Source organism: Neorhizobium sp. T6_25 (assembly GCF_002968555.1).
Taxonomy (GTDB): domain Bacteria; phylum Pseudomonadota; class Alphaproteobacteria; order Rhizobiales; family Rhizobiaceae; genus Neorhizobium.
Genome location: NZ_PVBL01000030.1, coordinates 1 through 22357, shown reverse-complemented (window position 1 = coordinate 22357; position 22357 = coordinate 1). Strand labels below are relative to the sequence as shown.

Annotated in this window: 24 protein-coding genes and 2 pseudogenes; 17 read left to right on the top strand and 9 right to left on the bottom strand. The window is 57.9% G+C overall.

What is annotated here, in order from left to right; translation table 11 throughout:
- Position 1: 1 nt before the first annotated feature.
- Both C5L10_RS28345 and C5L10_RS35040 read right to left on the bottom strand, forming a co-directional pair.
- Positions 2–1321 (bottom strand): HlyD family efflux transporter periplasmic adaptor subunit, encoded by a 1320-nt coding sequence (locus C5L10_RS28345; RefSeq protein ID WP_245448230.1) that lies wholly within the window; start codon positions 1319–1321, stop codon positions 2–4.
- Positions 1287–1532, bottom strand: coding sequence for a hypothetical protein (locus C5L10_RS35040; protein WP_105432393.1), 246 nt, complete (start codon positions 1530–1532; stop codon positions 1287–1289). The genes C5L10_RS28345 and C5L10_RS35040 overlap by 35 nt, the downstream gene beginning before the upstream one ends.
- 515 nt (positions 1533–2047) lie before the next feature.
- On the opposite strand from C5L10_RS35040, the gene C5L10_RS28335 reads away from it, so the two are divergent.
- From C5L10_RS28335 to C5L10_RS34550, 3 genes and pseudogenes are all read left to right on the top strand, one after another.
- Positions 2048–2836 (top strand): alpha/beta fold hydrolase, encoded by a 789-nt coding sequence (locus tag C5L10_RS28335; protein WP_105432392.1) that lies wholly within the window; start codon positions 2048–2050, stop codon positions 2834–2836.
- Between the two features lie 7 nt (positions 2837–2843).
- Entirely contained in the window at positions 2844–3974 is a 1131-nt protein-coding gene (locus C5L10_RS28330) for a PAS domain-containing sensor histidine kinase (RefSeq protein WP_105432391.1), read from the top strand.
- Positions 3975–4056: 82 nt separating this feature from the next.
- Positions 4057–4371: pseudogene (locus C5L10_RS34550) on the top strand (TetR/AcrR family transcriptional regulator); the annotation flags it as partial.
- A gap of 312 nt (positions 4372–4683) precedes the next feature.
- Here C5L10_RS34550 and C5L10_RS28320 read toward each other — a convergent pair.
- The 3 genes from C5L10_RS28320 to C5L10_RS28310 all read right to left on the bottom strand — a co-directional run bounded on the left by C5L10_RS28320 (position 4684) and on the right by C5L10_RS28310 (position 8886).
- Positions 4684–5436: an SDR family oxidoreductase gene (locus C5L10_RS28320; RefSeq protein ID WP_105432390.1), complete on the bottom strand. Its 753-nt coding sequence runs from the start codon at positions 5434–5436 to the stop codon at positions 4684–4686.
- A gap of 143 nt (positions 5437–5579) precedes the next feature.
- Complete coding sequence (locus C5L10_RS28315) at positions 5580–6500, bottom strand: AraC family transcriptional regulator (protein ID WP_105432389.1); 921 nt, start codon at positions 6498–6500, stop codon at positions 5580–5582.
- Positions 6501–6681: 181 nt separating this feature from the next.
- A complete protein-coding gene (locus C5L10_RS28310) occupies positions 6682–8886 on the bottom strand; it encodes a methyl-accepting chemotaxis protein (protein WP_245448228.1) in 2205 nt (734 codons plus the stop codon).
- Between the two features lie 188 nt (positions 8887–9074).
- Here C5L10_RS28310 and C5L10_RS33915 point away from each other — a divergent pair, with 188 nt between their 5' ends.
- The 5 genes and pseudogenes from C5L10_RS33915 to C5L10_RS28290 all read left to right on the top strand — a co-directional run bounded on the left by C5L10_RS33915 (position 9075) and on the right by C5L10_RS28290 (position 12750).
- A complete protein-coding gene (locus C5L10_RS33915) occupies positions 9075–9395 on the top strand; it encodes a hypothetical protein (RefSeq protein ID WP_172717228.1) in 321 nt (106 codons plus the stop codon).
- Positions 9396–9704: 309 nt separating this feature from the next.
- On the top strand, positions 9705–10499 hold the full coding sequence (locus C5L10_RS28305; RefSeq protein WP_105432387.1) for a DUF3667 domain-containing protein: 795 nt from the start codon (positions 9705–9707) through the stop codon (positions 10497–10499).
- Positions 10500–10527: 28 nt separating this feature from the next.
- Entirely contained in the window at positions 10528–12408 is a 1881-nt protein-coding gene (locus tag C5L10_RS28300) for a TPM domain-containing protein (protein WP_172717227.1), read from the top strand.
- Positions 12409–12446: 38 nt separating this feature from the next.
- Positions 12447–12548: pseudogene (locus C5L10_RS35035) on the top strand (type II toxin-antitoxin system antitoxin, RelB/DinJ family); the annotation flags it as partial.
- Entirely contained in the window at positions 12535–12750 is a 216-nt protein-coding gene (locus C5L10_RS28290; protein ID WP_245448227.1) for a type II toxin-antitoxin system RelE/ParE family toxin, read from the top strand. The pseudogene C5L10_RS35035 and the gene C5L10_RS28290, both read left to right, overlap by 14 nt.
- Before the next feature lie 243 nt (positions 12751–12993).
- On the opposite strand, the gene C5L10_RS28285 is transcribed toward C5L10_RS28290, so the two are convergent.
- Together C5L10_RS28285 and C5L10_RS28280 are read right to left on the bottom strand one after the other, a co-directional pair.
- Positions 12994–13731: a PspA/IM30 family protein gene (locus tag C5L10_RS28285; protein ID WP_105432385.1), complete on the bottom strand. Its 738-nt coding sequence runs from the start codon at positions 13729–13731 to the stop codon at positions 12994–12996.
- Entirely contained in the window at positions 13728–14174 is a 447-nt protein-coding gene (locus C5L10_RS28280; RefSeq protein WP_105432384.1) for a YjfI family protein, read from the bottom strand. Before C5L10_RS28280 ends, C5L10_RS28285 begins: the two co-directional genes overlap by 4 nt.
- A gap of 102 nt (positions 14175–14276) precedes the next feature.
- On the opposite strand from C5L10_RS28280, the gene C5L10_RS28275 reads away from it, so the two are divergent.
- From C5L10_RS28275 to C5L10_RS28255, 5 genes are read left to right on the top strand one after another with little or no spacing between them, the layout of a single operon-like run.
- A complete protein-coding gene (locus C5L10_RS28275) occupies positions 14277–15329 on the top strand; it encodes a potassium channel family protein (RefSeq protein WP_105432383.1) in 1053 nt (350 codons plus the stop codon).
- Complete coding sequence (locus tag C5L10_RS28270) at positions 15326–15985, top strand: DUF2491 family protein (protein WP_105432382.1); 660 nt, start codon at positions 15326–15328, stop codon at positions 15983–15985. Before C5L10_RS28275 ends, C5L10_RS28270 begins: the two co-directional genes overlap by 4 nt.
- 31 nt (positions 15986–16016) lie before the next feature.
- Positions 16017–16418 (top strand): DUF350 domain-containing protein, encoded by a 402-nt coding sequence (locus tag C5L10_RS28265; RefSeq protein ID WP_105432381.1) that lies wholly within the window; start codon positions 16017–16019, stop codon positions 16416–16418.
- Positions 16419–16429: 11 nt separating this feature from the next.
- Complete coding sequence (locus C5L10_RS28260; protein WP_105432380.1) at positions 16430–17032, top strand: DUF1190 domain-containing protein; 603 nt, start codon at positions 16430–16432, stop codon at positions 17030–17032.
- Position 17033: 1 nt separating this feature from the next.
- Positions 17034–18191 carry a glutathionylspermidine synthase family protein gene (locus C5L10_RS28255; RefSeq protein ID WP_105432379.1) on the top strand — a complete coding sequence of 386 codons (1158 nt, stop codon included), beginning with the start codon at positions 17034–17036 and terminating at the stop codon, positions 18189–18191.
- Positions 18192–19128: 937 nt separating this feature from the next.
- On the opposite strand, the gene C5L10_RS28245 is transcribed toward C5L10_RS28255, so the two are convergent.
- Complete coding sequence (locus tag C5L10_RS28245; RefSeq protein ID WP_105432377.1) at positions 19129–19383, bottom strand: hypothetical protein; 255 nt, start codon at positions 19381–19383, stop codon at positions 19129–19131.
- Between the two features lie 403 nt (positions 19384–19786).
- Between C5L10_RS28245 and C5L10_RS28240 the strand changes: the two genes are divergently transcribed.
- From C5L10_RS28240 to C5L10_RS28230, 3 genes are all read left to right on the top strand, one after another.
- Positions 19787–20206: a response regulator gene (locus tag C5L10_RS28240; RefSeq protein WP_105432376.1), complete on the top strand. Its 420-nt coding sequence runs from the start codon at positions 19787–19789 to the stop codon at positions 20204–20206.
- Positions 20187–20561, top strand: coding sequence for a response regulator transcription factor (locus C5L10_RS28235; RefSeq protein WP_105432375.1), 375 nt, complete (start codon positions 20187–20189; stop codon positions 20559–20561). The genes C5L10_RS28240 and C5L10_RS28235 overlap by 20 nt, the downstream gene beginning before the upstream one ends.
- Positions 20562–21117: 556 nt before the next feature.
- Positions 21118–21558, top strand: a complete 441-nt coding sequence (locus C5L10_RS28230) for a hypothetical protein (protein ID WP_105432374.1) — start codon at positions 21118–21120, stop codon at positions 21556–21558.
- 45 nt (positions 21559–21603) lie between these two features.
- Here C5L10_RS28230 and C5L10_RS35030 read toward each other — a convergent pair whose 3' ends face one another.
- The gene (locus tag C5L10_RS35030) at positions 21604–21837 is read right to left on the bottom strand and encodes an EAL domain-containing protein (RefSeq protein WP_371411995.1); all 234 of its coding nucleotides are present in this window, start codon (positions 21835–21837) and stop codon (positions 21604–21606) included.
- 211 nt (positions 21838–22048) lie between these two features.
- On the opposite strand from C5L10_RS35030, the gene C5L10_RS33910 reads away from it, so the two are divergent.
- Positions 22049–22273, top strand: a complete 225-nt coding sequence (locus C5L10_RS33910) for a hypothetical protein (protein ID WP_172717226.1) — start codon at positions 22049–22051, stop codon at positions 22271–22273.
- The last annotated feature ends 84 nt before the right edge of the window (positions 22274–22357 follow it).

The following is a 22357-nucleotide window of genomic DNA, read 5'->3' as shown; positions in this document are numbered from 1 at the left end:
GCTATCTCCGCCGCAGGGCGAACAAGGGCTCGAAAAGCCATTCGAGAAGCGATTGGCGCGCAGTGGCTATGCGGGCCGAAAGCGTCATTCCAGGGAAAAAAGGCTGGTTCTTCCCAAATGCATCTATTTGCTGACGTTCAAGGTCCACGATCACGAGGTAGTTGAGCCGCTCACCGTTGCCTTCGATCCTCCTGACTGGGCTTTTGGAGAGGCTTCTCACCCTGCCGGAAATGGTGCCGAAGCTTTCGTAGGGAAAGGCATCAATGGCGAGGCGAACTTTCTGTCCCACCTCGATAAAACCCACCGCACTATTTGGCACGTCGAGCTGTGCATGGAGTGTCGCATCTTCAGGTACGATGCTCATGAGGACCTTCTGAGTGTTAAGCGGCTCGCCGACCCTGGCTGTCAAAGCTGATACCGTTCCGGAAACCGGGGACCTGATGATGTAGGCACGCGATTGCTCGTTCGTCGCAATATTGCGGTTGATATCCTCTCGTTGCGACTGAAGTGCAGCCTTTCTTTCACTGGCCTTGGCCTTCACCTGCTCCAGCATCTGATGCGCGTCCGACAAGTCAGAGCGGCGCTGTGTCAGAGTACTCTCCAGCCCGGCCAGTTGCTGCTGCCGCTCCGTCAGAGCGTCTTCGCGAAGAATCACTTCGCGGCGCGGGATGACCCCTTTCTCCGCAAGGGACCTGATGCGACCTAGGTCGTCTTCACCTGACCTAATCAGCTCCGCTTGCAGTCCGATCTGATTCAGCAATTTTCCTATCTGAATCCCGAGCCCTTCGATCTGAGCCGCGAATTGAGCCGTTTGGGCAGTCTCATCATTCTCTACCTGAGTGATCTGCTCATTGAGGCTTGACCTTTGTCGTTCCAGCATCTCGGCGATTTTCTCCGACGCTGATTCACCGCTTACGAGGAAGTCCTCGGATCTAACCGCAACCAACTCCTGCCCGGCCTTGACTGCTTCACCGTCGCTGACCATGAGTTCCATGATTACACCCGCGCGCGGGGGCACGATCGCAGCCACGCCGTTGTCTGGCGATATCACACCGGTGGCGGTGACGATTCGGGAATAGCTTGCAAGGGAAACAAACATCAACGCAAGGAAAAGAGCGCCGGCCATGAGATAGCCGGCCAAGTGCCAGCCGATGGGTACAGCCATGGAGACCGAACCAGTCAGTCGCTGGGAATGGCGTTCAGTTGCCTCTGGTCGGAACAGGCTCATCGGCGCAGATTTTTGAGAGAAGGCTCTTCGCCGGCCGGCGAAGAGCCTTAACTGGCTGCTAGGCGAAGGCTCGGGAAAGCCGATATAGGCCATAGCCTCCTGCGGCCACGGCCCCAACCGCAAGAGCACCGACGCCGAATGCCGAGAGGCCGACACCCGCGCCGATGGCCGCAGCATATCCCAATGCTCCGCCGCCCGCTAAGGCAGCAGCGCCGTCTATAACATTGCGAGCCGACCCGGTGACGGATCGACCGCCAGATACCTGTTGGATTTCTGTCGTTGAAAGTTCTTTGATACCCTGCACTTAACTCACCATTTGCTGTTTCGGGAAGGTAGTCAGAGCACTAGCGTGCGGGAATAAACTAGGTCAGACTCAGGGTTGCGTCAACCACTAGCTCCGGATACTCATCGACGGGTGCTGGCAGCGGCAAGTCACGAACGGGCGGCACTGGCGAGAAGCTTGCGCGAATTGTTAGGGCATGCTCAAGCGCAATGAAGACTGCCGCAAGCATCCAAAAGTCGCCCCCTCCATGGACGAGAATAAGGTCTCATCGCTCAATAGAGCCGATGAGGCTCGCGATTAGGCTTGACGGCTTCGATCTAGCTCGCAACGTGGCCGAATGTTGGCCACATATCTGCGTCATAGTCGCGTCAGGTGCGGCCAAGCCGAGGCCTGGGGACATCCATGAGAACGCCACATTAGAGAACGATGCGTATCGACAACGCCGTGGCGGCAGACAGCCGGTGCTTGCGATGTCGCAGATCCTAGGTGCATTCTTGCGCGGACATGCTACTGTGCCGCGATGCTCAGGGGGTGGAATGTCGGTCATTCGGCGAAACAACGTTGTGGTCTCTGGACGTGGAGAAAAGGCAATCGTCTTTTCACACGGTTTCGGGTGCGACCAGAATATGTGGCGGTTCGTTGCTCCGGAGTTCGAAAACCGTTTTGAGACCGTACTGTTTGACCACGTCGGTGCTGGTAAATCCGATCTTGGCGCATATGATCCTGAAAAGTACGGCGACCTTCACGGCTATGCCGAAGACCTCGTGGAAATCGGCCGGGCGCTTGGTCTGAAACAGTCCGTATTCGTGGGCCACTCGGTGAGCGCAATGATCGGCGCTCTGGCATCCCTTAAAGCTCCTGACATGTTCGAGGCGCTTGTGATGGTCGGCCCGTCGCCCCGCTATATCGACGACATTGGCTATCAAGGGGGCTTCAGTCCGGCAGACATTGAGGAGTTGCTCGCTTCGCTCGCGGACAATCACATGGGTTGGTCGATGGCGATGGCTCCAGCGATCATGGGCAACTCCGACCGTCCGGAACTCGGGCAGGAACTTGCCGACAGCTTCTGCAGGACCGATCCCGCGATCGCGAAGGCATTCGCACGGGTGACCTTCACGTCCGACAATCGCGTTGACCTGCCGCGGGTGACGGCGAGAACGCTCATACTCCAGTGCAAGGATGATATCATCGCATCGGAAGCAATCGGCGAGTATGTGCGCGACCATATCCCGGGAAGCAGGCTGGTCGTCCTTGACGCGACTGGTCACTGCCCAAATCTCTCGGCTCCTCGCGAGGTCGTCGCTGCCATCCAGGATTTCGTCTAGGCAACCGATGGACCACGATATCGATTTCCGCGATCTGTTCGACAACGCACCGTGTGGATACCTAGTTCTGAATGACAAGGGCCGCATCGTGCTCGTAAACGAGACGCTCCGAATATGGCTCGATCTGGTGGACGACGAGCTTTCAGGCAAACGCCTGCTCGATCTCTTGCCCGTGGCGGGCCGTGTATTCTACGAAACTCATTTCGCACCCCTCTTGCGCATGCAGGGTTTTTTCCATGAGGTTGCGCTAGATGTCGTCCGGAGAGACGGTACGAGGCTGCCTGTCCTTGCCAATGCGACCCAGCGCGTCAATGCGGATGGCGAAGTCAAGGAAACCAGGATCGCTCTCTTCCAGGCGACGAGCCGCCGCAAATATGAGCGGGAACTGTTCGAAGCGAACGAGGCCGGTGACCAGGCACGGAAGGAAATTGAGACCCTCAATAAGGCCCTAACCGAAACAGGCCGCCTGCGCGACGAATTCATCGCCATCCTCGGTCATGATCTTCGGAACCCGGTCGCTGCAATCGGAGGCGGCATGCGCATCCTGTCAAAAGAAGACCTCAGTTCAAGAGGTCAGCAGGTCGTTCGACTGATCGATGGCAGCGTTGCCCGCATGGCCAGACTGATCGATGACGTGCTCGACCTGACCCGTGGTCGAATGGGCGGCGGTCTTACGATCTCCGGCAAGGTCGAAGAGGACCTTTCCCTTCACCTCAAGCAAGTCGTGGCGGAGCTTTCTACTGGGAGCGGCAGACGCATCGACGTCGAAATTGACCTGCCTGAACCAGTACTCGTGGATGCCGGACGCATTGGCCAACTCGTCTCCAACCTTCTCGGAAACGCACTGTCCCATGGCGCGGAAGACAAACCCGTCGGACTGTCGGCACGAGTGGTTGAAAACAACCTGGTCATTTCTGTTTCCAACGGCGGCGACCCAATCCCGCCCGAGACGATAGCCCGTCTGTTTCAACCTTTTTTTCGGGGAGGTGACGCTGCGGGACGTCATGAGCAAGGCCTCGGGCTCGGCCTTCATATCGCCTCCGAGATCGCAAAGGCACATGGCGGAACGCTCTCGGTGTCGTCGTCCATCGAGAAAACAACATTCGAGTTTCGAATGCCGGCCGATACGGAAATCTGAAGGTGCGCGGTGACCAGGGTAACCGACTTCATTCCGAACTCGTCGAGGCCGCTAACACCCTCCCGTCGCTGGCTGCACGGTCATGACCGTCGGAAAGGCGACGGTGCAGTCGCCTGGCTACAATGCGCTCAGATTCGCGAGCTCGCGAAACAGATCGGCATCAAAAGCGCCAGCTTGCACTAATATTTCTCGACCAAGGGCGACCTCGGCGCCGCTCAGCCCGTCGTTAGACCGAGAGGGGGCAGCCAATCTGGCGGAACTCCTGGCGACGTCGGAAGATGCGACCTGGTGCTTGGACGAATATACGAAGATCTTCCGCTCGGCTCTGGCCAACGACAATCGCATGTGCCTGTGCGGCATCATGAGTGCTGAACTTGACGACCTTCTTGCGGAGGTAAACTGGTGAACCGGGACTGCGGGACCTTGGCAGGGGCGGCGTCCGGATTTTTAGCGTTGATATGAATGTTGGGCGCGTAAACGTTTTGCGGCCGTGTCTCGAAGTAGGATCGTCTAAGAAGACTGCATTGCCGGTTGGTTAGGATCTGCCAAAAGTTGAATATAACGTGTCGCGGGTTCAGTTCCCACCCTGTCTGCGACAGTTTCATCGCTGCGCATATCAGGAGCCCTGCGCGCAACCGCATCGACACTCCGGCGAGAGCCAGTCGAGCAGAGTGGGGTGCCCTCGGTCGCCTGGCCCTTTGGCGCACTTTTAGATAATTCCGCCAGCGCGTGCCAATTCTACTGCATCCGGCCCAGCCGGGAAACGGAGCTGGCCAGAACTGTCGTTGACCGCGGCCCAGATCGCTTCGGCAACGTCTGTTTCCTTCGTTGTCAGAGCCGGCTTCGCGAATGCCGAAAAGATCGGAGCGGCAAAGTCGGCATAGGCTGGAGGGATCAGGTCCTCGATGCGCACGGAGGAATTCTCGGCGAAACGTGTCGTTGGCGCGTATCCTGGCTCGACGAGCTTCGTCCGGATTTCAAAATACCCGAGTTCGTGGGCCAGCGAACCGGTGAAGCCCTCGATAGCCTGTTTGCTAGCCTTGTAAGCCGCTGCCAGAGGCATGTCCGCCAGCGTGACGCTGGATGTCACGTTTATAATCGCCCCGGACCGACGTTCGCGCATTTGCGGAATGACAGCCTGCGTCATGGCCATCAGGCCGAAGGTGTTGGTGTCGAAGATCCTTCGGACATGCGACATGGTTGTTGCTTCGAACGCGCCGACGACGCCGATGCCGGCATTGTTGACGAGAACGTCAATAGGTCCGGCGGCGGCAATGGCAGCTGCGATGCTTTCTCCGCTTGTGACATCCAGCTGCAGGATGCGAAGCTTTGACGAGCGCGGCAGGATGTTTTCGCGCGGTGTGCGCATCGTGGCAATGACATTCCAGCCATTTGCGAGGAAGTGGCGGGCCGTTTCCAGGCCGTAGCCAGACGAGCAGCCGGTGATCAAGATGGTTTGCATGAGAACCTCCATTGTTTCGGATGGCTCCTTCTATGCAGTTGTCGTTAGACGATCCATAATCCATCGTCCAGATTACGTTCTTAATCGTCTAAACTGAAGCGTGTTTGGATCTGGATGACAACAACCACACATACGGCCACGCCCTATGCCAGCCTCGCCATCTTTGCGAATTCGCTTGGCGGGCAACCGACTCTTTGGCTGAAGGCTGTACTGAAGGCGCTGGCAGATCGGTAACCGACCTTTTCGGCGATCTCCTCGAGCGAGCCTCGGCTATGGCGCAATGTGTCCTTCGCGATCGCCATTCGCCATCGAAGGAGGTATTCGACAGGGGCAAGGCCGACAGCTGCTGAAAACTTTTTCGCAAAGGCGGAGCGCGACATTCCGGCGCGCTGTGCAAGCTCGGCAACCGTCCAGCCACGGCGCACATCCGAGTGAATGTCGCTGATTGCCCGAGCAAGTTGGGGATCGGAAAGCCCGCGTAGCATTCCGGGGTTTGGAAGCCTCGGTGCTTCTCGTCGCAATGTCTCGATCAGAAGGACTTCCAGCAGTCGTGATAAAATGAGGTCGCTCCCGGCCCGCGAGCTGGTTGCTTCATCGCGAATATAGGAGATCAAGTTGCCGAGTTTCGCTCCAATACCCTCATCCGCACTGACCCGGACAAGTGTGGGCAGAAGCTCAGACAAGAGTTCACCATTTGTCGGATCGCATAGGATGCAGCCGCCAATGATGCGCGTGGGATTTCCTGACTCGACGCGGCCGACCAGAATTTCTCCATTGACTGAGTTGCGCGCTTTGAATTCCTCATCTGACAGAACGATCTCTTGGCCAGTGTGGCTGAAAAATGTGTCGGCAACCGGATTTCCGGATAGAATAAAGTCACCGGTTTGCAGCTGCGTCGTCTCGCTTTTGTCGGCACGAAACAGCGTGGAACCTTCGATGACGAAATACAGCATCGGACCAGGCTGAGACGGAACTTGCACTCCCCAATCTCCATAGGCGGCCATGCTCCCCATGAGGATTGTCTTCGGCCTAAGGAGTTGAACGACGTCGGTCAAGGCATCCACGCTGCACGATCCATAAAATTGCCTGCCGATTTCATTATTAAACCACCTTATCGCATCATCTAGCGTGGCTGGAGCATCGTCGCAACAAGGGCGAGAACAAGATCAGGTCGAAATCGGACGCGGCCTTTATCAAGCAAAGAGCATACGTTGTGACATAACGTCTTTCGGGTAGGGGATCTGCTTAGAATTCCTGCCAGTCGTCTTTTACAGGATTTGACCCGAACGAGTTCGCAACCCGTTTCATCATCGTCCGCACCGTCGATTGCTGAGGCTTTGTTTCATGCGGATATGCCGGACGCGCGGTGGAGCTAGACGTTTCGGATTTAAAGCGTGACACGAGATCCCTCAGATTGCCTGCCTCGTTCGCTAGCGTAGCACTGGCGGCATTCGCTTCCTCGACCATAGCCGCATTTTGCTGGGTGACCTGGTCCATCTGGTTAACAGCGGTGTTTACCTCCGAGAGACCGACGGACTGCTCCCGCGCAGACGTCGCTATCGAATCCATATGCTGGTTGATCGTGACGATGTATGCTTCGATAGCCTTGAGCGCCTCACCAGTCTGACTGACCAGTGTTACGCCGTTTTCCACCTCTGCGCTGGAATTACGAATGAGTTCCTTGATTTCCTTTGCAGCTTTTGCTGAGCGCTGCGCCAGTTCGCGGACTTCCTGCGCCACGACGGCAAAGCCCTTTCCGGCTTCTCCGGCGCGCGCCGCTTCGACACCTGCGTTGAGCGCCAGCAGGTTCGTCTGAAAGGCGATGTCATCGATCACGGCGATGATATTGGAGATCTGGCCCGACGACTGTTCGATCTTGCCCATGGCATCTACGGCAGACGCAACAACCACGCCCGATTGGCGGGCACTCTCGTTCGCTTGAATGGCGACGCTTCGTGCTTCGTCGGCGCGCTTGGTGGAGTTCGCGACATTGGTGGTGATCTGATCGAGAGCAGCGGCGGTTTCCTCCAGCGACGCGGCCTGCTGCTCGGTGCGTCTTGAAAGGTCGTCGGCGCTCGCGCTAATTTCTCGCGAGCCACTGTCGATCGCGGTGGTCGATCTCGCCACCGCGCTGAGTGTTTCGCGAAGCTGGTCCACAGCCTGGTTGAAGTCGGATCGAAGGGCTTCAAAATCGGCTGGAAGAGGATTTGCGATCTGATACGTCAGGTCCCCAAGCGAGAGCTGCCGAAGACCGTCAGCGAGTGACCTTGTCGCTTGAGCCATGTCTGCGGCTCGCTTGCGATCAACTTCGGCCGTTTTCTCGCGCTCCTCCTGCGTTTGTCGACGAATTGCGGTTGCCTCGCCTTCAAGGTTGCGGGCTCTTTCAGCGTTTTCCTTGAACACCTGCACGGCAGACGCCATTGCCCCGATCTCGTCTGGCCGGTCCTTCCCCTCGATGGTCACATCGAGATCATTTTCTGCAAGGCGGGACATCGTACCGGTCAAATTGCCAATGACCTTGGAGAAAGAGCGAGCGAACAGGAGGAAGCCGACCAGTGACAGAAGCGACACCACAACGCTCCCCGCCACTGTCGCCCAGAGGGAACTGGAGCTCGCAGCGAGGATTTCTGTCGCGTCAGCGCCGATTTCGAACACACCTAGCGGTTCGCCTGAGAAATTGGTGAACGGCACGGCCTGGACGAGGATCTCCCGACCGCCGACGGAAATTTCCGCATATACTGGCTTGCCTGCGAAGGCAGACTGAACCTGTTCGCCGGTCAGCATCGACTTGCCATCAAGGGTCGAGGCCTGAAGCTGAAGCTTGCCATCTGCGACGACGTTGACCGCGATTTCACCGCTGATGCGATCGGCAATCGGGCCGAAATACGGATTTGACAGCTCCGTGCCGACGTCGACGACGCCGACGACCTTGCCGTCCTTGATGACTGGGGCGGAGGCATACATACCAATGCTTGCTCGGCCCGGTTCGATGCCCGCGGCGACGTTTCCGGTCGACAGAGCCTTAACGACCATCTTTCGGCGCCCCGTCATGTCATCACCGAATTTATCGGGAGCGTGGAGGCGCGCGACAGCTGAGCCTTTCGCGTCAGCGAAGGTCACGAACTGCAATCCGCCTTCCTTCGAAATACCCGCAAGGCCGGAGCCGTATTTGGCAAGGATCGCTTCCCTCTCCTTGCCAAGAATAAGCTTCGCCGTATCAGGATCGCTCGCCAAAGCCAGGGCGAGCGCTGCGGCGGCTCTTTGCGTGGCGCCCATGTCGGTTTGGATGAGCGACAGGTCGCTACGGGCTCTGCTGTGGAGCGCCTCGTCGTTGGCGATGGATTGCCGATACCAGGCCTGCCCGCCGATGGCGGCGCTCGCAAACAAGACGGCTCCGAAGCCATAGCCCGTCATTTTAACCCAAATAGGTCTGCGGACCTTAACGCTCATCTGCTTCTCGCAAAAGTTATTGGACACGGGATAAATAAATCTAAAGCTTTCAATTTTACTTAATATCGGCGCCGCCATCGAGAGTGAGCGGTATCAGATCCTCAGAAGTTCTCGGAAGCGGACCGTTCCTCAGCGGCAAGTTTCTGTTGCTAGCGACTGACCATTAACCCTGTCAGACGACCACTTGAATGCGATACAAACTGCTCGATCTCTCCATGGAAGCCGCCCACGGCGCGCGAATCTGTCTGCGCTGTCTGTGTCTGCTCTTTCGTGCAATCAAATCGTGCTTGAACGATGGGAAAATGAAGGTGGTGCCGCTCGACAGCTTTGATGATCAGCATCAGTACGCCATGCCGGTTCACCCAGACGGTCCGAGCGCCTTGTTACCAGCCAAGCGCTACGCAAAAGTGAAAGCAGCGGGGCGAGAAGATCCTTTGATCACGCGTATCTTCCGCACGACAATCGCGGCAGGTCTTCCGTGCTGCCGCTGGTCACCAAATTTGCCGTAGTCATAGCGGGAGTTACCACTCGCAAATTTGCTGTCGACACCGAAGAGGCGCAACGCATCGTTGCTTACCGGGCATCACTCGCCTTACTGTTAAAGTTGCTCGATTGCGCGGATTAGGGTTGGCGAATGATGCGGGTTGCGCCACAGGCGCGAGCCGGTGATGCTGGCGATTATGTCTCCTACTCCAGTCAGCGCATTTTCACGGCTGGGGCGGGAAAGACATGCCGTAAAATGCTCTGTAGTTCAGGACTTGGCTTTTTGCGGGAGGCGCCCATATCTCGCACTGAATGAATAGCTTCGGGTTCCAGCGTTGATCGACAAGGCTTCGGCAATCGACACTTCCGGCATGACTGACGGCTTTTTCCAACCGGCGATCTGCCGAAATTGCGGCACCCCGGTTGATGGAAAATTCTGCGCTGCCTGCGGGCAGAAGAAATCAACCCGACTGTGCGCTTCCCACCTGCGCAAGGAAGCCTGGGAAAAAATCCGTTGGTTCGAGGCCGACATGGCTCACTCGGCCCTTCGTGTGGTGACGAGGCCGGGCATTGTGGCGCGGGAATATGTATTCGGGCAGCGCAAGAGCCACACGCATCCCATGAAGCTGCTGCTAGCCTCGATTATCGCATTGCTGCTGGTTATCGCACAGGTAGATTACCTTGGCACCGACGATGCAAGACTAGGCAGAGCCATCGCTCTGGTTCAGGCCTATTCCAAGTGGTCGTTTTCTCTGGGTATCCTGGCCGTGCTGATCGCTTCGAAGGTGGTGTTCTGGTCGCGGCAAGGGTTCAATTTTGTCGAACATCTCGTGCTTGCGGCCTACACTCATTTCGTGATCATTGTCGCCAACATCGTTAACCTGTCGCCTCTGTTGCTGGATTCCAATGTCCAGCTGGTCAAGACGCATCAGTTCTACACAGCCTATTACATGCCTTGGGTGGAGGCGGGGGTAGTATTCGTCGCCTTCGGCCAGTTTTTCGCCATCGATTGGCGACAACAATGGTGGTGGGCGGCGATGGGGGCGGCCTTATTCTACCTCGCCAAGGAGACTCTCTTCCATCTATATGCCCGCGCCGTCATCCGCATTGTCGTGGCCCAGCTTGCCTGACCCAATCAATACATGAAAGGAACGAACCGTGAGAATTTCTCTTCTTTGCGCCGGCTTGGCAGCGGGATCGCTACTCGCGCATCAAGCGGCGGGCGCCGGTTCAACGAGCGGGTGGTCGACTAGCGAAGACAAAGCGATCTGCAATCCGATCTTTTCAAAACTCGACCAGGTTGAGAAAAGCATCCTGATGGCGCAGGCGGTGCTTCCAGGGCAGGCGGCCGGCAAGGAGGCAAAACAGGACCAGCCGAAAGATGCCGATGAAGACCACTTGACGAACCAGCTTTCCGCCATGCTGCAGGCCTGCTCTTACGACGGCAAAGCAATGAAGGTGGATGCCAAGGCGATGAAGACCTCTACGGAGGCCGAAGGCGCCGCCGCCGTCGGCCGCATCATGCGCTATACCGGCCTGCCACAAAATTTCCAGATCATGGAAGGCGACGTACCAAACGCCGCGGCGATCATCGTTATGGGCCAGGATGGGATACCGAAACGCGTCATTGCCTATAACCGGGATTTCATGGGAGCCGTTGCGCGTGCCACCGGAGACAGCGATTGGGCGGGCGCCTCGATACTGGCGCATGAGATTGGCCATCACCTCTCCGGGCATACGTTGATGCCTGGTGGAAGCCAGCCGCCGCTCGAATTGGAGGCGGACAAGTTTTCCGGTTTCGTGCTGTTCAAGATGGGCGCCAGCCTACCGCAGGCGGAAAAGGCGATCGCGACCTTGATCCCAGACGCTGATGGCGCCACCCATCCCGGCCGCAAGAAGCGGCTTGCCGCAGTTGAGGCCGGCTGGCAGCAATCCTGCGAGCAGCAGCGGGAAAAATGCGGGAATGGCATGGTGGTTGCTGCCGCTGGACCGCGAGATCCGGCCGTCCCGAAACAGGTGGAGCCGCAGTCGGTTGTTCAGATCCCTGCCCCAGTGGGGGCCCCGTCGGGAAATACAGCGATGTCTCCAAATGGCGGCGGCGCAATGCCGATGCCGGATATTCCCGGACCGGCAGACATCGATGTTCCGAGCACCAGTAGTAGCGCATCAATCGATTCAGCGTCGATGGTCGACCATGTCCCCAAGCTCGCTGCCGACGCCACTCCATCGAAATTCGATCGATTCGTTTATGACGAGGTTGGCGTGTTTGATCCGCAAGTGAGGGAAAAACTGCAGCGGACTGCCTTCCAGTTTGCGGCCGCGGCCAATGTCGAGATTGTCACCATTGTCGCGAAGGGCTTGCAAGGTCGCGAGCCGGACGAATATGCGCTTGATGTCATGCGGCAGTTGCGGGTCGGCAAACTTGACGTGGGCAACGGTGCCGTTCTGGTTGTCTCTCCGGGCTCAAAACAGGTCGGTGTGGCGCTCGGGGCTGGCCTGCTGGTGCAATACGAAAGTCCCGACGTGTTGAAGGGTAACCTGCAGAGCTTCTTAAAAGTCATTGAAGGGGGCGGAAGGTCGCAATCTGCCAGCTCCCTGATTGCCAACGCCAGTTATCGAATTATGCGCGACACGAAATCCCTGGAGTGGTTCTTGCGCTATGAGGGCCTAGACCAGTTGAATGCGGCAGGTATCAAACAACGGGAGGAGCGTCAGAAGACCGACGCGCCATTCGAGCCCGCTACGGATCCCACGTTCCGGAAGCTGTTGCGGGTGGCCGCGACGGTCATTTCCAAGAATCCCGGCATGGCCGATCGCAAACTGATGGTCAACGAGCCACGCTCGCGCAATGTCGGCGCAGCGGTTCATGTCCGCACAGCGGATGGCAAGGACGTCGTTCTCTACGTAAACCCCAGCGTACCCGCGCTGATGCCCGTGCCGCTTGAGGAGGGCAGACGTTATGCGTTCATCGCGCGCACCACGCCCCTTAAAACTGGTGCCTCGCAACTCGATCTGATCAGCTACGATCGCCTTGATTGATTGCAGGTGGGAGCGCTGGAGGATCTGCCGGCTTGCTGTTGCGCGAGGCTCTGGCCGATACTCGACTAGGCGTGCCGCATCAGCAAGTCATGGACGAGGCACAAGCGTTGATCGCCAGGAAGCGCCGTGCCCGAGCTTGAATGGTCGGAAACGGCTCGAGCCGATCTGCTGGTGATTGTCGACTATTTTTCTGACGACAATCCTGACGCCGCGCAAAGATTAAAAGACGATATCGAGGCTAAAGCCGAGAAGCTCCCAGAGCACCCCCGGCTTTACCGCTCCGGCCGCGTCGAAGGTGCGCGCCGCCTGCACGATGATGCGACTTTTGCCCCCAGGTGCTGAAGCGTCATCAAGCATCACGCCACCCGGCGTGGAATTTCGGTGTCCTCGATGAAGCTACAAATTGGGTCCGACGGGAAATTCGCTCGTCCGCTCCCTCCATATTGACCAGGCGGATGCTCTCGATCAGGCTGGCCCATTCGGCTCTCGGCGGCAGCACGTCCGCATCATCGCTCAGTACGGCTGGAGCCGATCGCCAACAACGCGGCGATCGGTAGAAGGAATGCGTTCAGGCCGCTGCCTTGACTACTGCCTCGTCTTGTCGCTCGGCGCCGGCAGCAGGACGTGTTCGCGCGAGCCGCTTGGAGCCATCAGTTGGGCGAGTACGTCGTCGGCCGAGTGGCTTGAATTTCCAATGCCGGCCTCGCGGAGTTGGCGGTCTAGGTCGCTGCCGTTTTCCAGCGCGGCCAGCTCTGCACCGGCCTCGAGGCGGCCAGCAACAATTTCCTGGCGCTTCTTGATGCGCTCAAGGCTTTCGACGGCGCTGCCGAGGCGCGTATTGATACCGGACTGGCTGTGCGCGATCGCTGACTGAGCGCGAAGCAGCGACTCGTTGGCTTTGACGTTCTCCACTTCACGCTTCATCTGAGTGATGCGCGCTTCAGTATCCTGGATTGTGCGTAGCATTTGTTGCTGACGCGGAAGCAAGCGATCAAGCTCTTCCTGGTCGCGCTGTACCTCGGTGCGGGTATTGGCGATCCGTTGAGCGAGACCCTGTGCAAGATCCGTGCGCCCAGCATTGATCGCCGCGCGAGCGCTGTCGGTATCCTTGACCTCTTTGGCGCGATTTTCTTCAAGCCGGCGCACGACGTTCTTGTTGGATGCCATGATCCCGGCCAAATCGGATCGGGCCTGTCGTAGCGACTGTTCAGCGTCGCGGATCTCCTGATCCAGAATGCGCATTGACTGGCTGTCGGCCGCGGCCTCCGCCACTTCGTTCACACCGCCGCGAATTGCCGTGAAAATCTTTCCCCAGGTGCTCACGCTGCAATCTCCCCGTTCTTCCATTCCTCGATCATGCCAGCGGCATCCACAGCATTGGCCGCCAGGATAGCAACTTCCTCAACGACAGTCTCCGCGGGAGACAGGGCCGATAAGGAGCCGAACAACTCGTACCATTCCTCCCCATCGATGGTGGTGATGCCAAAGCTGGAAAGGGGCACGAACTTGTGGGTCTTCAGCACCATTCGTTCGAAGGCCTCCCGTTTGGGCACGTCCTTGCACGGCACCAGAACAACGCTGGCGAGGATATCGCGTTCGCCGCTGACCGCGACGAAGACGTCGAGATCACCCTTTTCCTTGAGTGTCACGCAGATGACGTCACTCTCTTGGGGCACGGTTACGTCGACATCGCCAAGCGCCGGTGGATCGGCGGCAAACAGGCGCGACAACGCTGTAAGGGTCCAGGTCTCCAAAAATTCCTCCATCAGTTGTAATTTCATACGATATCTGGGCATTCGGGACTGCACTTAAAGATCTGACGCACTAAATAATCCTATCAGGGGTGCATTACATGGGGGACGGCCTGCTTGATGTTTTTCGCTTCATTGATGCGGCGTTTCTATCTCTTGCTCAGCGAGCTAGGCTGGTGGGCCCTTTTGGCGATTTTGGCCGGCCATCTTTTGGCGTCCTACCTGCTCTTCGCAATGGGTGGAGAAAGTGATCTCATCAGGGATCCCATCGGCTTTTTCTACTACTACATGGTGACAGCGACGACGGTTGGGTATGGCGATCTTTCTCCCAAGACCGGGCCGGGGCGCATCATCGCCGCCCTTTTCGTCCTTCCGGGCGGCATCGCCATCTTTACCGCTGTTCTTGGCAAGCTATTGACAGGCATCGGCACGATATGGAGGAACCGCATGCGCGGAATGGGTGATTTTAGCGATCGGTCCGGCCACATCATCGTCGTGGGTTGGCAGGAGGGAACGTATCAGACTCTCAGGTTGCTCAATGCGGAGCGGCAGGTCCGCGAACCGATGAGCGTGCTCATCGCCAAGGACTTGCCGGACAATCCTGCCAGCGACTGTGCCGATTATATCCGTACCGAGCGGCTCGCGGACTCCGACGCCTTGACCAGGGCCGGCGCTGCCAGAGCGCGGGCGATCATCGTGCGCGGTGCTAATGACGACGAGACCCTGGCCGCCGTAGTCATCGCCGAGGACCACGCGCCGAACGCTCATATAGTTGCCTATTTCACGGATGATCGCACGGCCCAAATGGTGAAACAGCGCCGGCCGCGCGTTGAGGCCGTGGGTTCTCTGGCCGAAGAGCTGCTGTCACGGTCCGCCCGCGATCCGGGCTCCTCTGACATCGCCGCGCGGCTGTTATCGGCCGCCTCCACCGACACCGCGTTCTCCCTGCCGGTGCCGACCTTGAAGGCTACGTTGCGTTACGGAGACGTATTCACGAACCTTAGGCGCCGATACAATGTCACTCTGGTCGGCATGCTGAGCCAGGGAAGGATCGACCTCAATTGTGGCGATGCAGCTGTGCTTCGCGGCGGTGAGACACTTTACTACATCAGCGGAATGCGGCTAAATCCCGCTGCCATCGCTTGGGATCGGTTGGGAGACGCGTCATGATCGGCTGGTTCGGCGGGAGCAAGGATGATAAGCGCCTGCCTGAGGAACTCGGTCCCCTCGGCGCCGGCATTGGCGGAGCGCTGGTAATCGACTTCCTTTCGCTTGAAGCCGATACTTTGGGGGGGAGACCGGCCATGCCGCTGCCGCGGAGCGGACCCTTTATCATCGCCGGCTATGGCGAAGCGCGGCTTGAGGCATCGACAGTCCTGTCGCGCTATTATGACGATGAACACCGGATGATTCAGGTGCTGTCCGCTTCGGGCAGGCCGGGGGATGCGGCCGAAGACATCAGCTTCTATCAGCCCTGGGACAGCGTCGTACCCGCCGGTGCGGGCGAATGGAGCCGCTGGACTGGGCCCCAGGGCCTAATCGGCATGCCATCCTACGATGCTGACGGCATCGTCTATCAGCGCTTCTGGGGCGACGGCCCGGACCGCGCTGAACTGGTGCAGTTCGTTGAAGAGGTCGATGACGGAGAGGCACAACGTTCCATCCACCAAACCTGCATGCTGTATTACCGCCCCGTCGGCGCGGCGCGCGAAATGCTGTTGATCAATGTGGAGCGCGATCTCGAACAGGCCCAAAACTCAACAGGTAGCTCGGTGGAATTCCTGATCGGCTACGGCATCGGCCCGGCCGATGTCCGCCGCGTTTGACGGCAAAATCGATACTAAGGAGGAATTTTCAATGCTTGATTATGTGGCGGGTCTGCCCGCCTTCCTGGGATACTTTGTCATTGGCCTCGCCGCCTACGCTGTCTTTGCGGTGATTTACACGCGTCTGACGCCGCAAAAGGAGGTCGAATTGATCCGCGCCGGCAATCTGGCTGCCGTGACCGCTTTCCTCGGCGCCCTGATCGGCTTCAGCTTGCCGCTGGCTTCGGCCGTGGCACATTCCGTCAGCGTCGTGGACTATATCATCTGGGTCGTGATTGGCATTCTGGCGCAGATTCTGGCCTTTTACATTGCAAACTTCACCATGAAGGATTTGCATGAAAAGATATCCTCCGGCGATATCGCTGCCGGCCTTTGGGGGGGCGGCATCGCGCTCGTCATCGGTATTCTCAACGCAGCCTGCATGACCTATTGACGGAGGGCAAGATGCGCAGACGACTGACAGGGCGCAAGACGCCCATTCTTGCCCTCGGCACCATCGCCGCCTCGACGATCGTCCTGTCTGGTTGCGGCGAAGATCCTCCATCGGATGTGATGTTCACGTCCGTCGATCAGTGCGTATCGTCGGGCATGGACCGTCAGGTTTGCCAGGCAAGCTACCAGGACGCGATGCGGGCTCACCTCGCCAACGCTCCGCGTTTTAATGGCAGAACTGCATGCGAGACCGAATTCGGCGCAGGCCAATGCGTCGAACAGCCCGCGAACAGCGTTCCCAGTTCGACTGGCGGAAGTGGCAGCCTTTTCGTGCCGTTCCTGACTGGCTATGTCCTATCGTCGGCAATCAACAATATTGGTGACTATTACAACTATCGGCGACGACAGGAAGAAAGCGGTTACTATTCCGGCTCAACGCCGATTTACCGCAATCGTTCGGGCCAGACCGTGACTACGACGGTCGGTACGGGTGGCAGTCGCAATGATACCGCGATCGCACCGCCACGTCAGAGCACGAAGCCGATCAATGTCAACACTCGCACAGTCGCCCGGCAAGGTTTTGGGGGGCGCTCCTCTTTCGGTTTCGGCGGTTGAGATGAAGCGCATCACCGTTCCGCCGCGCCCCAATTGGGTCGAAAAGGCGCAAGCCGTCGGCTTCGGCTTTCACGAAATGTATGGCGAGCCCTATTGGCTGGACGACGCCGCCTATTCGTTCACGCTTGAAGAAATCGAGACGCGGGTCGAGGAGCCGAGCCAGGAGCTGCACGATATGTGCATCGACCTGGTCGATAATATCGTGAGGAGCGAGGAAGCTCTCGACAGGTTGGTCATTCCGGAAGACTTGCGCGATGCGGTGCAGCGATCCTGGCAGCGCCGTGATCGGCACCTTTATGGCCGGTTCGACCTTGCATACGACGGCAAAGGACCGGCGAAGCTTCTCGAATATAATGCCGACACGCCCACCGGGATATTCGAAGCGGCCTTTTTCCAGTTCAACTGGCTGACGGATCAAATGGCGCTCGGCGTGCTACCTGTCGATGCCGACCAGTTCAACTCTCTTCAGGAAAGCCTCGTCGAGGCTCTCGGGCAATTTCCAAAAGGCCCGATTTTCCACTTTGCTGCCATAACCGACAACGAGGAGGACAGGGGCACGACGGTCTATCTCATGGACTGCGCAGTGCAGGCCGGCCATCTTGTCGAGCTTCTGGATGTCCGTGAGATCGGCATCGATGCGCAGGGCCGCTATACCGATCTTCAGGATCGGGTGATCGACCGTTGCTTCAAGCTTTATCCATGGGAGTTCATGCTTCGGGAACCCTTCGGTCGCGAGCTCCTGCGCTCGGGAGACATCTTTATTGAGCCGGCGTGGAAAGCCGTTCTCTCCAACAAGGGTCTGCTACCCTTGCTCTGGCAGCGCTATCCCAATCATCCCAATCTGCTTCCAAGCTTTTTCGTTGATGATCCTGCAGCTTCGACCTTGAGTGACTATGTGCGCAAGCCATTATTGTCGCGTGAAGGGGAGAATGTGACCATCTTCCGGGATGGAGAGGAGCCGATTACCGCGCCAGGCAATTACGGCGAAGAGGGTTTCATAATTCAGGCATACGCCCCGCTTTTCGAGAGCGAGGGTGGCTTTGCTGTGCTCGGGAGCTGGGTGGTTGGTGACCGCGCCTGTGGCCTTGGCATCCGCGAGGACCGCTCGCGGATCACTGCCAACCTCTCGCGCTTCGTACCGCATGTCATCATTGGTTAGGCCGAGGTGGGATCTCGTTCATTGGCTCCTCGATATCCTTCACCCGACGCCGCAGGCCACGCCTGTGATCGAGGCTCGTCTGACAGGGAAAACTCCTTCTGCTGGTTTGCAAGTCGGCGCCGCGCAGAAGGTTCCGTGAGTGGATGAGATCTGAGGTGCCAGCGATGTTGCCGGCAGAGGAACGAAACGTTCCGCTATGAGTTGAGCGCCGAAATATCTTTAGCGCCGAGCCGTCTTATCTGTGCGTGGCCAATCCAGCGACGGAGGCTCTTAACCATGACCTTCTTTACGATTGTGCCGAGTTTCGGCGCATTCATTCTGAGGGGGTTCGCTATCTTGTTCGGCGGAATCGTCATCGGGATACTAGCAGCGATGGCGGGTGCACCACCGCTTGTCATGCCTGCGATTATGGTTGTAACTCTTGCAGCCTGCCTCTGGACCCTCGTGAGTTGGTTGCGCGGTCGCGCCTGATGCCCGCCGCAGTCTTAGGGGTCAACTTGGTTGGTTTGCAAATTCAGCTTGCGGCCGCAACAACCAAGCGGTTGTGGAAGCGCCAAACATGTGGGAGCGCGTGCGCAAGGCCGGGCGTGAGTTTCATTATATCTGCGACGCCGCACCGAATGCCCAAGTGTCTGGAGATGCATTAAGTCTGGCGAGGCTGGTTGTTCGATTCCCATCAAGGCGACCCCGTCGCGAGGAACATGCACCACCCCGCCCGGGAGGTGCCTGATCATGCAATTCTCGGACGTCCGGTCTTCGGGACCAGCTGTCGGGTTGTTCGCAGCTAGATAGTTTGCCCGCCGCTCGGTTGTTGAGGTCATCATAGCTCGTTTGAGCCTGTGGATTAATCCGAAAAGCTGACTTGTCCATTGCGGGGAATGTGCATTTTATGCTCGATGGCTGGGGGAGAACTAGCCGGGGAAGAGCATTGCGTAGATCAGGGAGTGACCGCGTCGAACTTGAGCAGCAGGTTCGAATGTTCAGCGACGTCATCAACGATATGAAAGCCAGGCAGAGTGGGCGAGGGCACTGTCAGCTGATCGCCGACTACGAGCAGATTGTTGCCGAACTGAAAGAAGCTCTTGCAATGGTGGCGCCGTCCCGCCTGCACTAGGCCGCCGGATCTTTGGATGCGAATTCTGTTCATTTCCAGGAGCAGATCAAGATGCACCGTAAACTGCGCTGCCGGCATGAATTCCTGATTATTCTGCCAGACCGTAGCTCTCGGCTGCCTCATCGCGGATGGATTTGGCTGGCCATGAACCGAGACCCCATGGCGGCGCGACAACCCTTGGCCTGGCCCGCCGCCGCACGTAGGATCTAGCGATATTGGCACCTCAGAAGGGTTTCCTGCACGAGACCATCGGCTTCTTCGGGACGGCTTTCGAATCCGGCAAACGAACGCAGCTGGAATGAGTTTCATGAGATTCGCCGGTTTCCGCCGCTCGCTGTCTTTGACATCGACACTCGCTCCGTGCGGTCTGCCGTCACCTGAGTGCAAAGTCCTCAGCAGGTTGATAAAAAAGCTATGAGCTAGGAACCAATCCTCTTGCGAAAACTTTCTGGTTGGCCTCAACGGCCGAAGAGGGGATGTAATGGTGCCTGATCACTTGAGCGCGACAGAAGTTGAAGCGTGCAGCGCTCCTCGCGTTTTAATCGCTGAAGACGAGATTTTGGTTCGGCTCGATCTTGCCGAGAGCATTCGTGACTTGGGTTGGGAAGTTGTGGAAGTATCTTCGGCTGACGAAGCCATTGAGCTGCTGCGCCATCCTCTGCATTTCGATCTCCTGGTGACCGACATCGAGATGCCGGGCCAGAAGGACGGGCTGGATCTCGCCCGGCATGTGTGCGAGCAATTTCCCGACATGAAGATCGCGATCGTCTCTGGCGCAGCATATCTGGTTGAGCAATCTCAGGATCTCTGCCACCTTGTCATGAGCAAGCCGGCTTCGGATGCCGTTCAACAGCTGTTAGAGTTGATGAAGGTTACCGGTGATGGACCACAGCATCGCTGAAACAATCTTACTGGTCGATAGCAATACGCCCCAGCGAACCACGGTCGCGCAATATCTGCGCGAGTGTGGTTACCGCGTTCTCGAGGCAACAAGTGCCGATGAGGCCCGACAAGCGATCGCACATCATAAAGTGGATATCGTTGTGACGGACGTTAGCCTCAAGGACGACAGCGGCTTTGCGGTGTCATCCTTCGTTCGAAAGCAACAGGCGGAGGTGAAGATCATCTTGACGCACACCGTAGAGAAGACCGCGGCTGTTGCCGGTGATCTATGCGAAGACGGGCCGCTTGACCATCCCTATCATCCTCAACTCTTGGTGGAACGGATTAAGCGACTGAGCCGAAAAGGCGACTAGCCACTCTGGGTCTTCCACGATCTGTCCGCCAGAGGTCGGCTAGCAAGCTGCGACTTTGGGGTCCGTCGCCGCTTTGATCGCAGGCACCTTCGGCCTCCTTGAAGCAAATAGACCCGGAATTGACCTGCTCGATCCGACGCCCTACGAGCCGCCGAGGATCATGCGGGACTTCGGCTTGGGAAAGCCAACACGCTGTCTTATTACCTTCGTCTTAAGGGCGATCGAGAATACCATCGCCCATCAGAGCCAATCAGGAATATGCCGGTGGCCGGCCCTCAAGTGGCGGACGGATCGGGATCACGCCGACATGTTGCACGAGGGCCAATTGCCGAAATCATCCCGTCGACGGCCGAGGCACGAGTTTCGAGATCGGCAGGTAGTCTCGGCAGGCGGATCAAGCATGCATTTCTCTCGAATGTCCGATCACCGATTCGGAATGCAAACGCTTGGACGACGCGAATGATAATCCGACAAACGTGGCTTTGTTGATCGTTGACCCCATGGAACTTCGTCCTCGCCGAAGAGTTTGCGCACCACGAAACCGGGAGGAGCAGTCATGGTCTTGCAATCACTCATCGCCGAAATCACTGGACAGGTGCCGCCGCAGACGAAAAAACTCCTGGGGCAAGTCGCGGCCGGCCGGCTTCTCGTGGTGATTTTTGAGGACACGGCCGGCGCGCTGCGAGTTTGGCAGAATGAACTGCTGAAGATCAACGGCGACGTGCTTCGCGGAATGAATATGTGGGTTGCCTGTGTTCCAGCAGATGGGCAACAGGCCTTGTTGAATGGTCGCCCAACCGACCTTCCGATTGCAGAACTACGTCAAGCGCTTTGCGAGGGAATGTCGGGGGCGTTTCAGGTCGTCCTGTTGAATTCCGACGGCGAGGTTATCCTGAGAGCCAATGGCCCCGTGACCATTGAACAGCTTGCAGATGCGGTGGAGCGAACAGGCTCCTCATCCGGCACCCCCGCTAGCGATATCGGTAGGTTCCCCTAACCCGAAACGACAATGCCGGCGAGCCCACAGTTTTCTCGTGAACCTCTACACTGCCCTTAACCAGCGCAGTCTTGCGGTCAGTGCGAATAGATCACCAGTCGAAAGTGGTTTGCCAAAGAAATATCCTTGCCCGTCCTCGCAACCCAGCGAAGCCAACATCTGCCATTCAGTCCGACTTTCGACGCCTTCAGCCACGAGAGAAAGCCCGAGGCCCGTCGCGAGAGATACGATCGTTTGTAGGACCGCCCAGCTCTGCTGATCGCTCGCCATCTTCTTGATGAAGGTCTGTCAATCTTCAGGGTCGAGTGGAAACCCTGCCAGATAGCTCGAATGAAGAATAACCTGTAGCGAAATCGTCCAGGGCGACCCTTACGCCCATTGCAAAAGACCGCAAGAACGAGCTCCGCACAGTCCTTCTGAAGGAACTCCTGACTTTGAGGGACGGCAACAGCGCATACATCCCCTCCCAGGCGGCCGGCCGAAGCGATAGATGGGTGAGCTAAAAGGCGCTCGGCGACCGCTTGCAGCAGCTTATCGCCCGTATCCCGCCCCTTCCCAAATTCAAGACGCTGAACCTATGAAGGCCGACGGCGGCGACATGTACATCAAACGTCCCGAGGTTCTTGCAAGTTCGTATCTCTTCGAGGCGTCTAACTTAGTTGCCGCCTTTGAGGTTTCGGCTGCCAGGATCAGTCGGTATTTCACTGATTTTTAATTAAAGCCCCCCTAAATTAAGGGGTCCGTATGAAGATGGACTCGCCTGTTCCCTGTTGCAATGAATCTGCATGAAGCGGGAGCC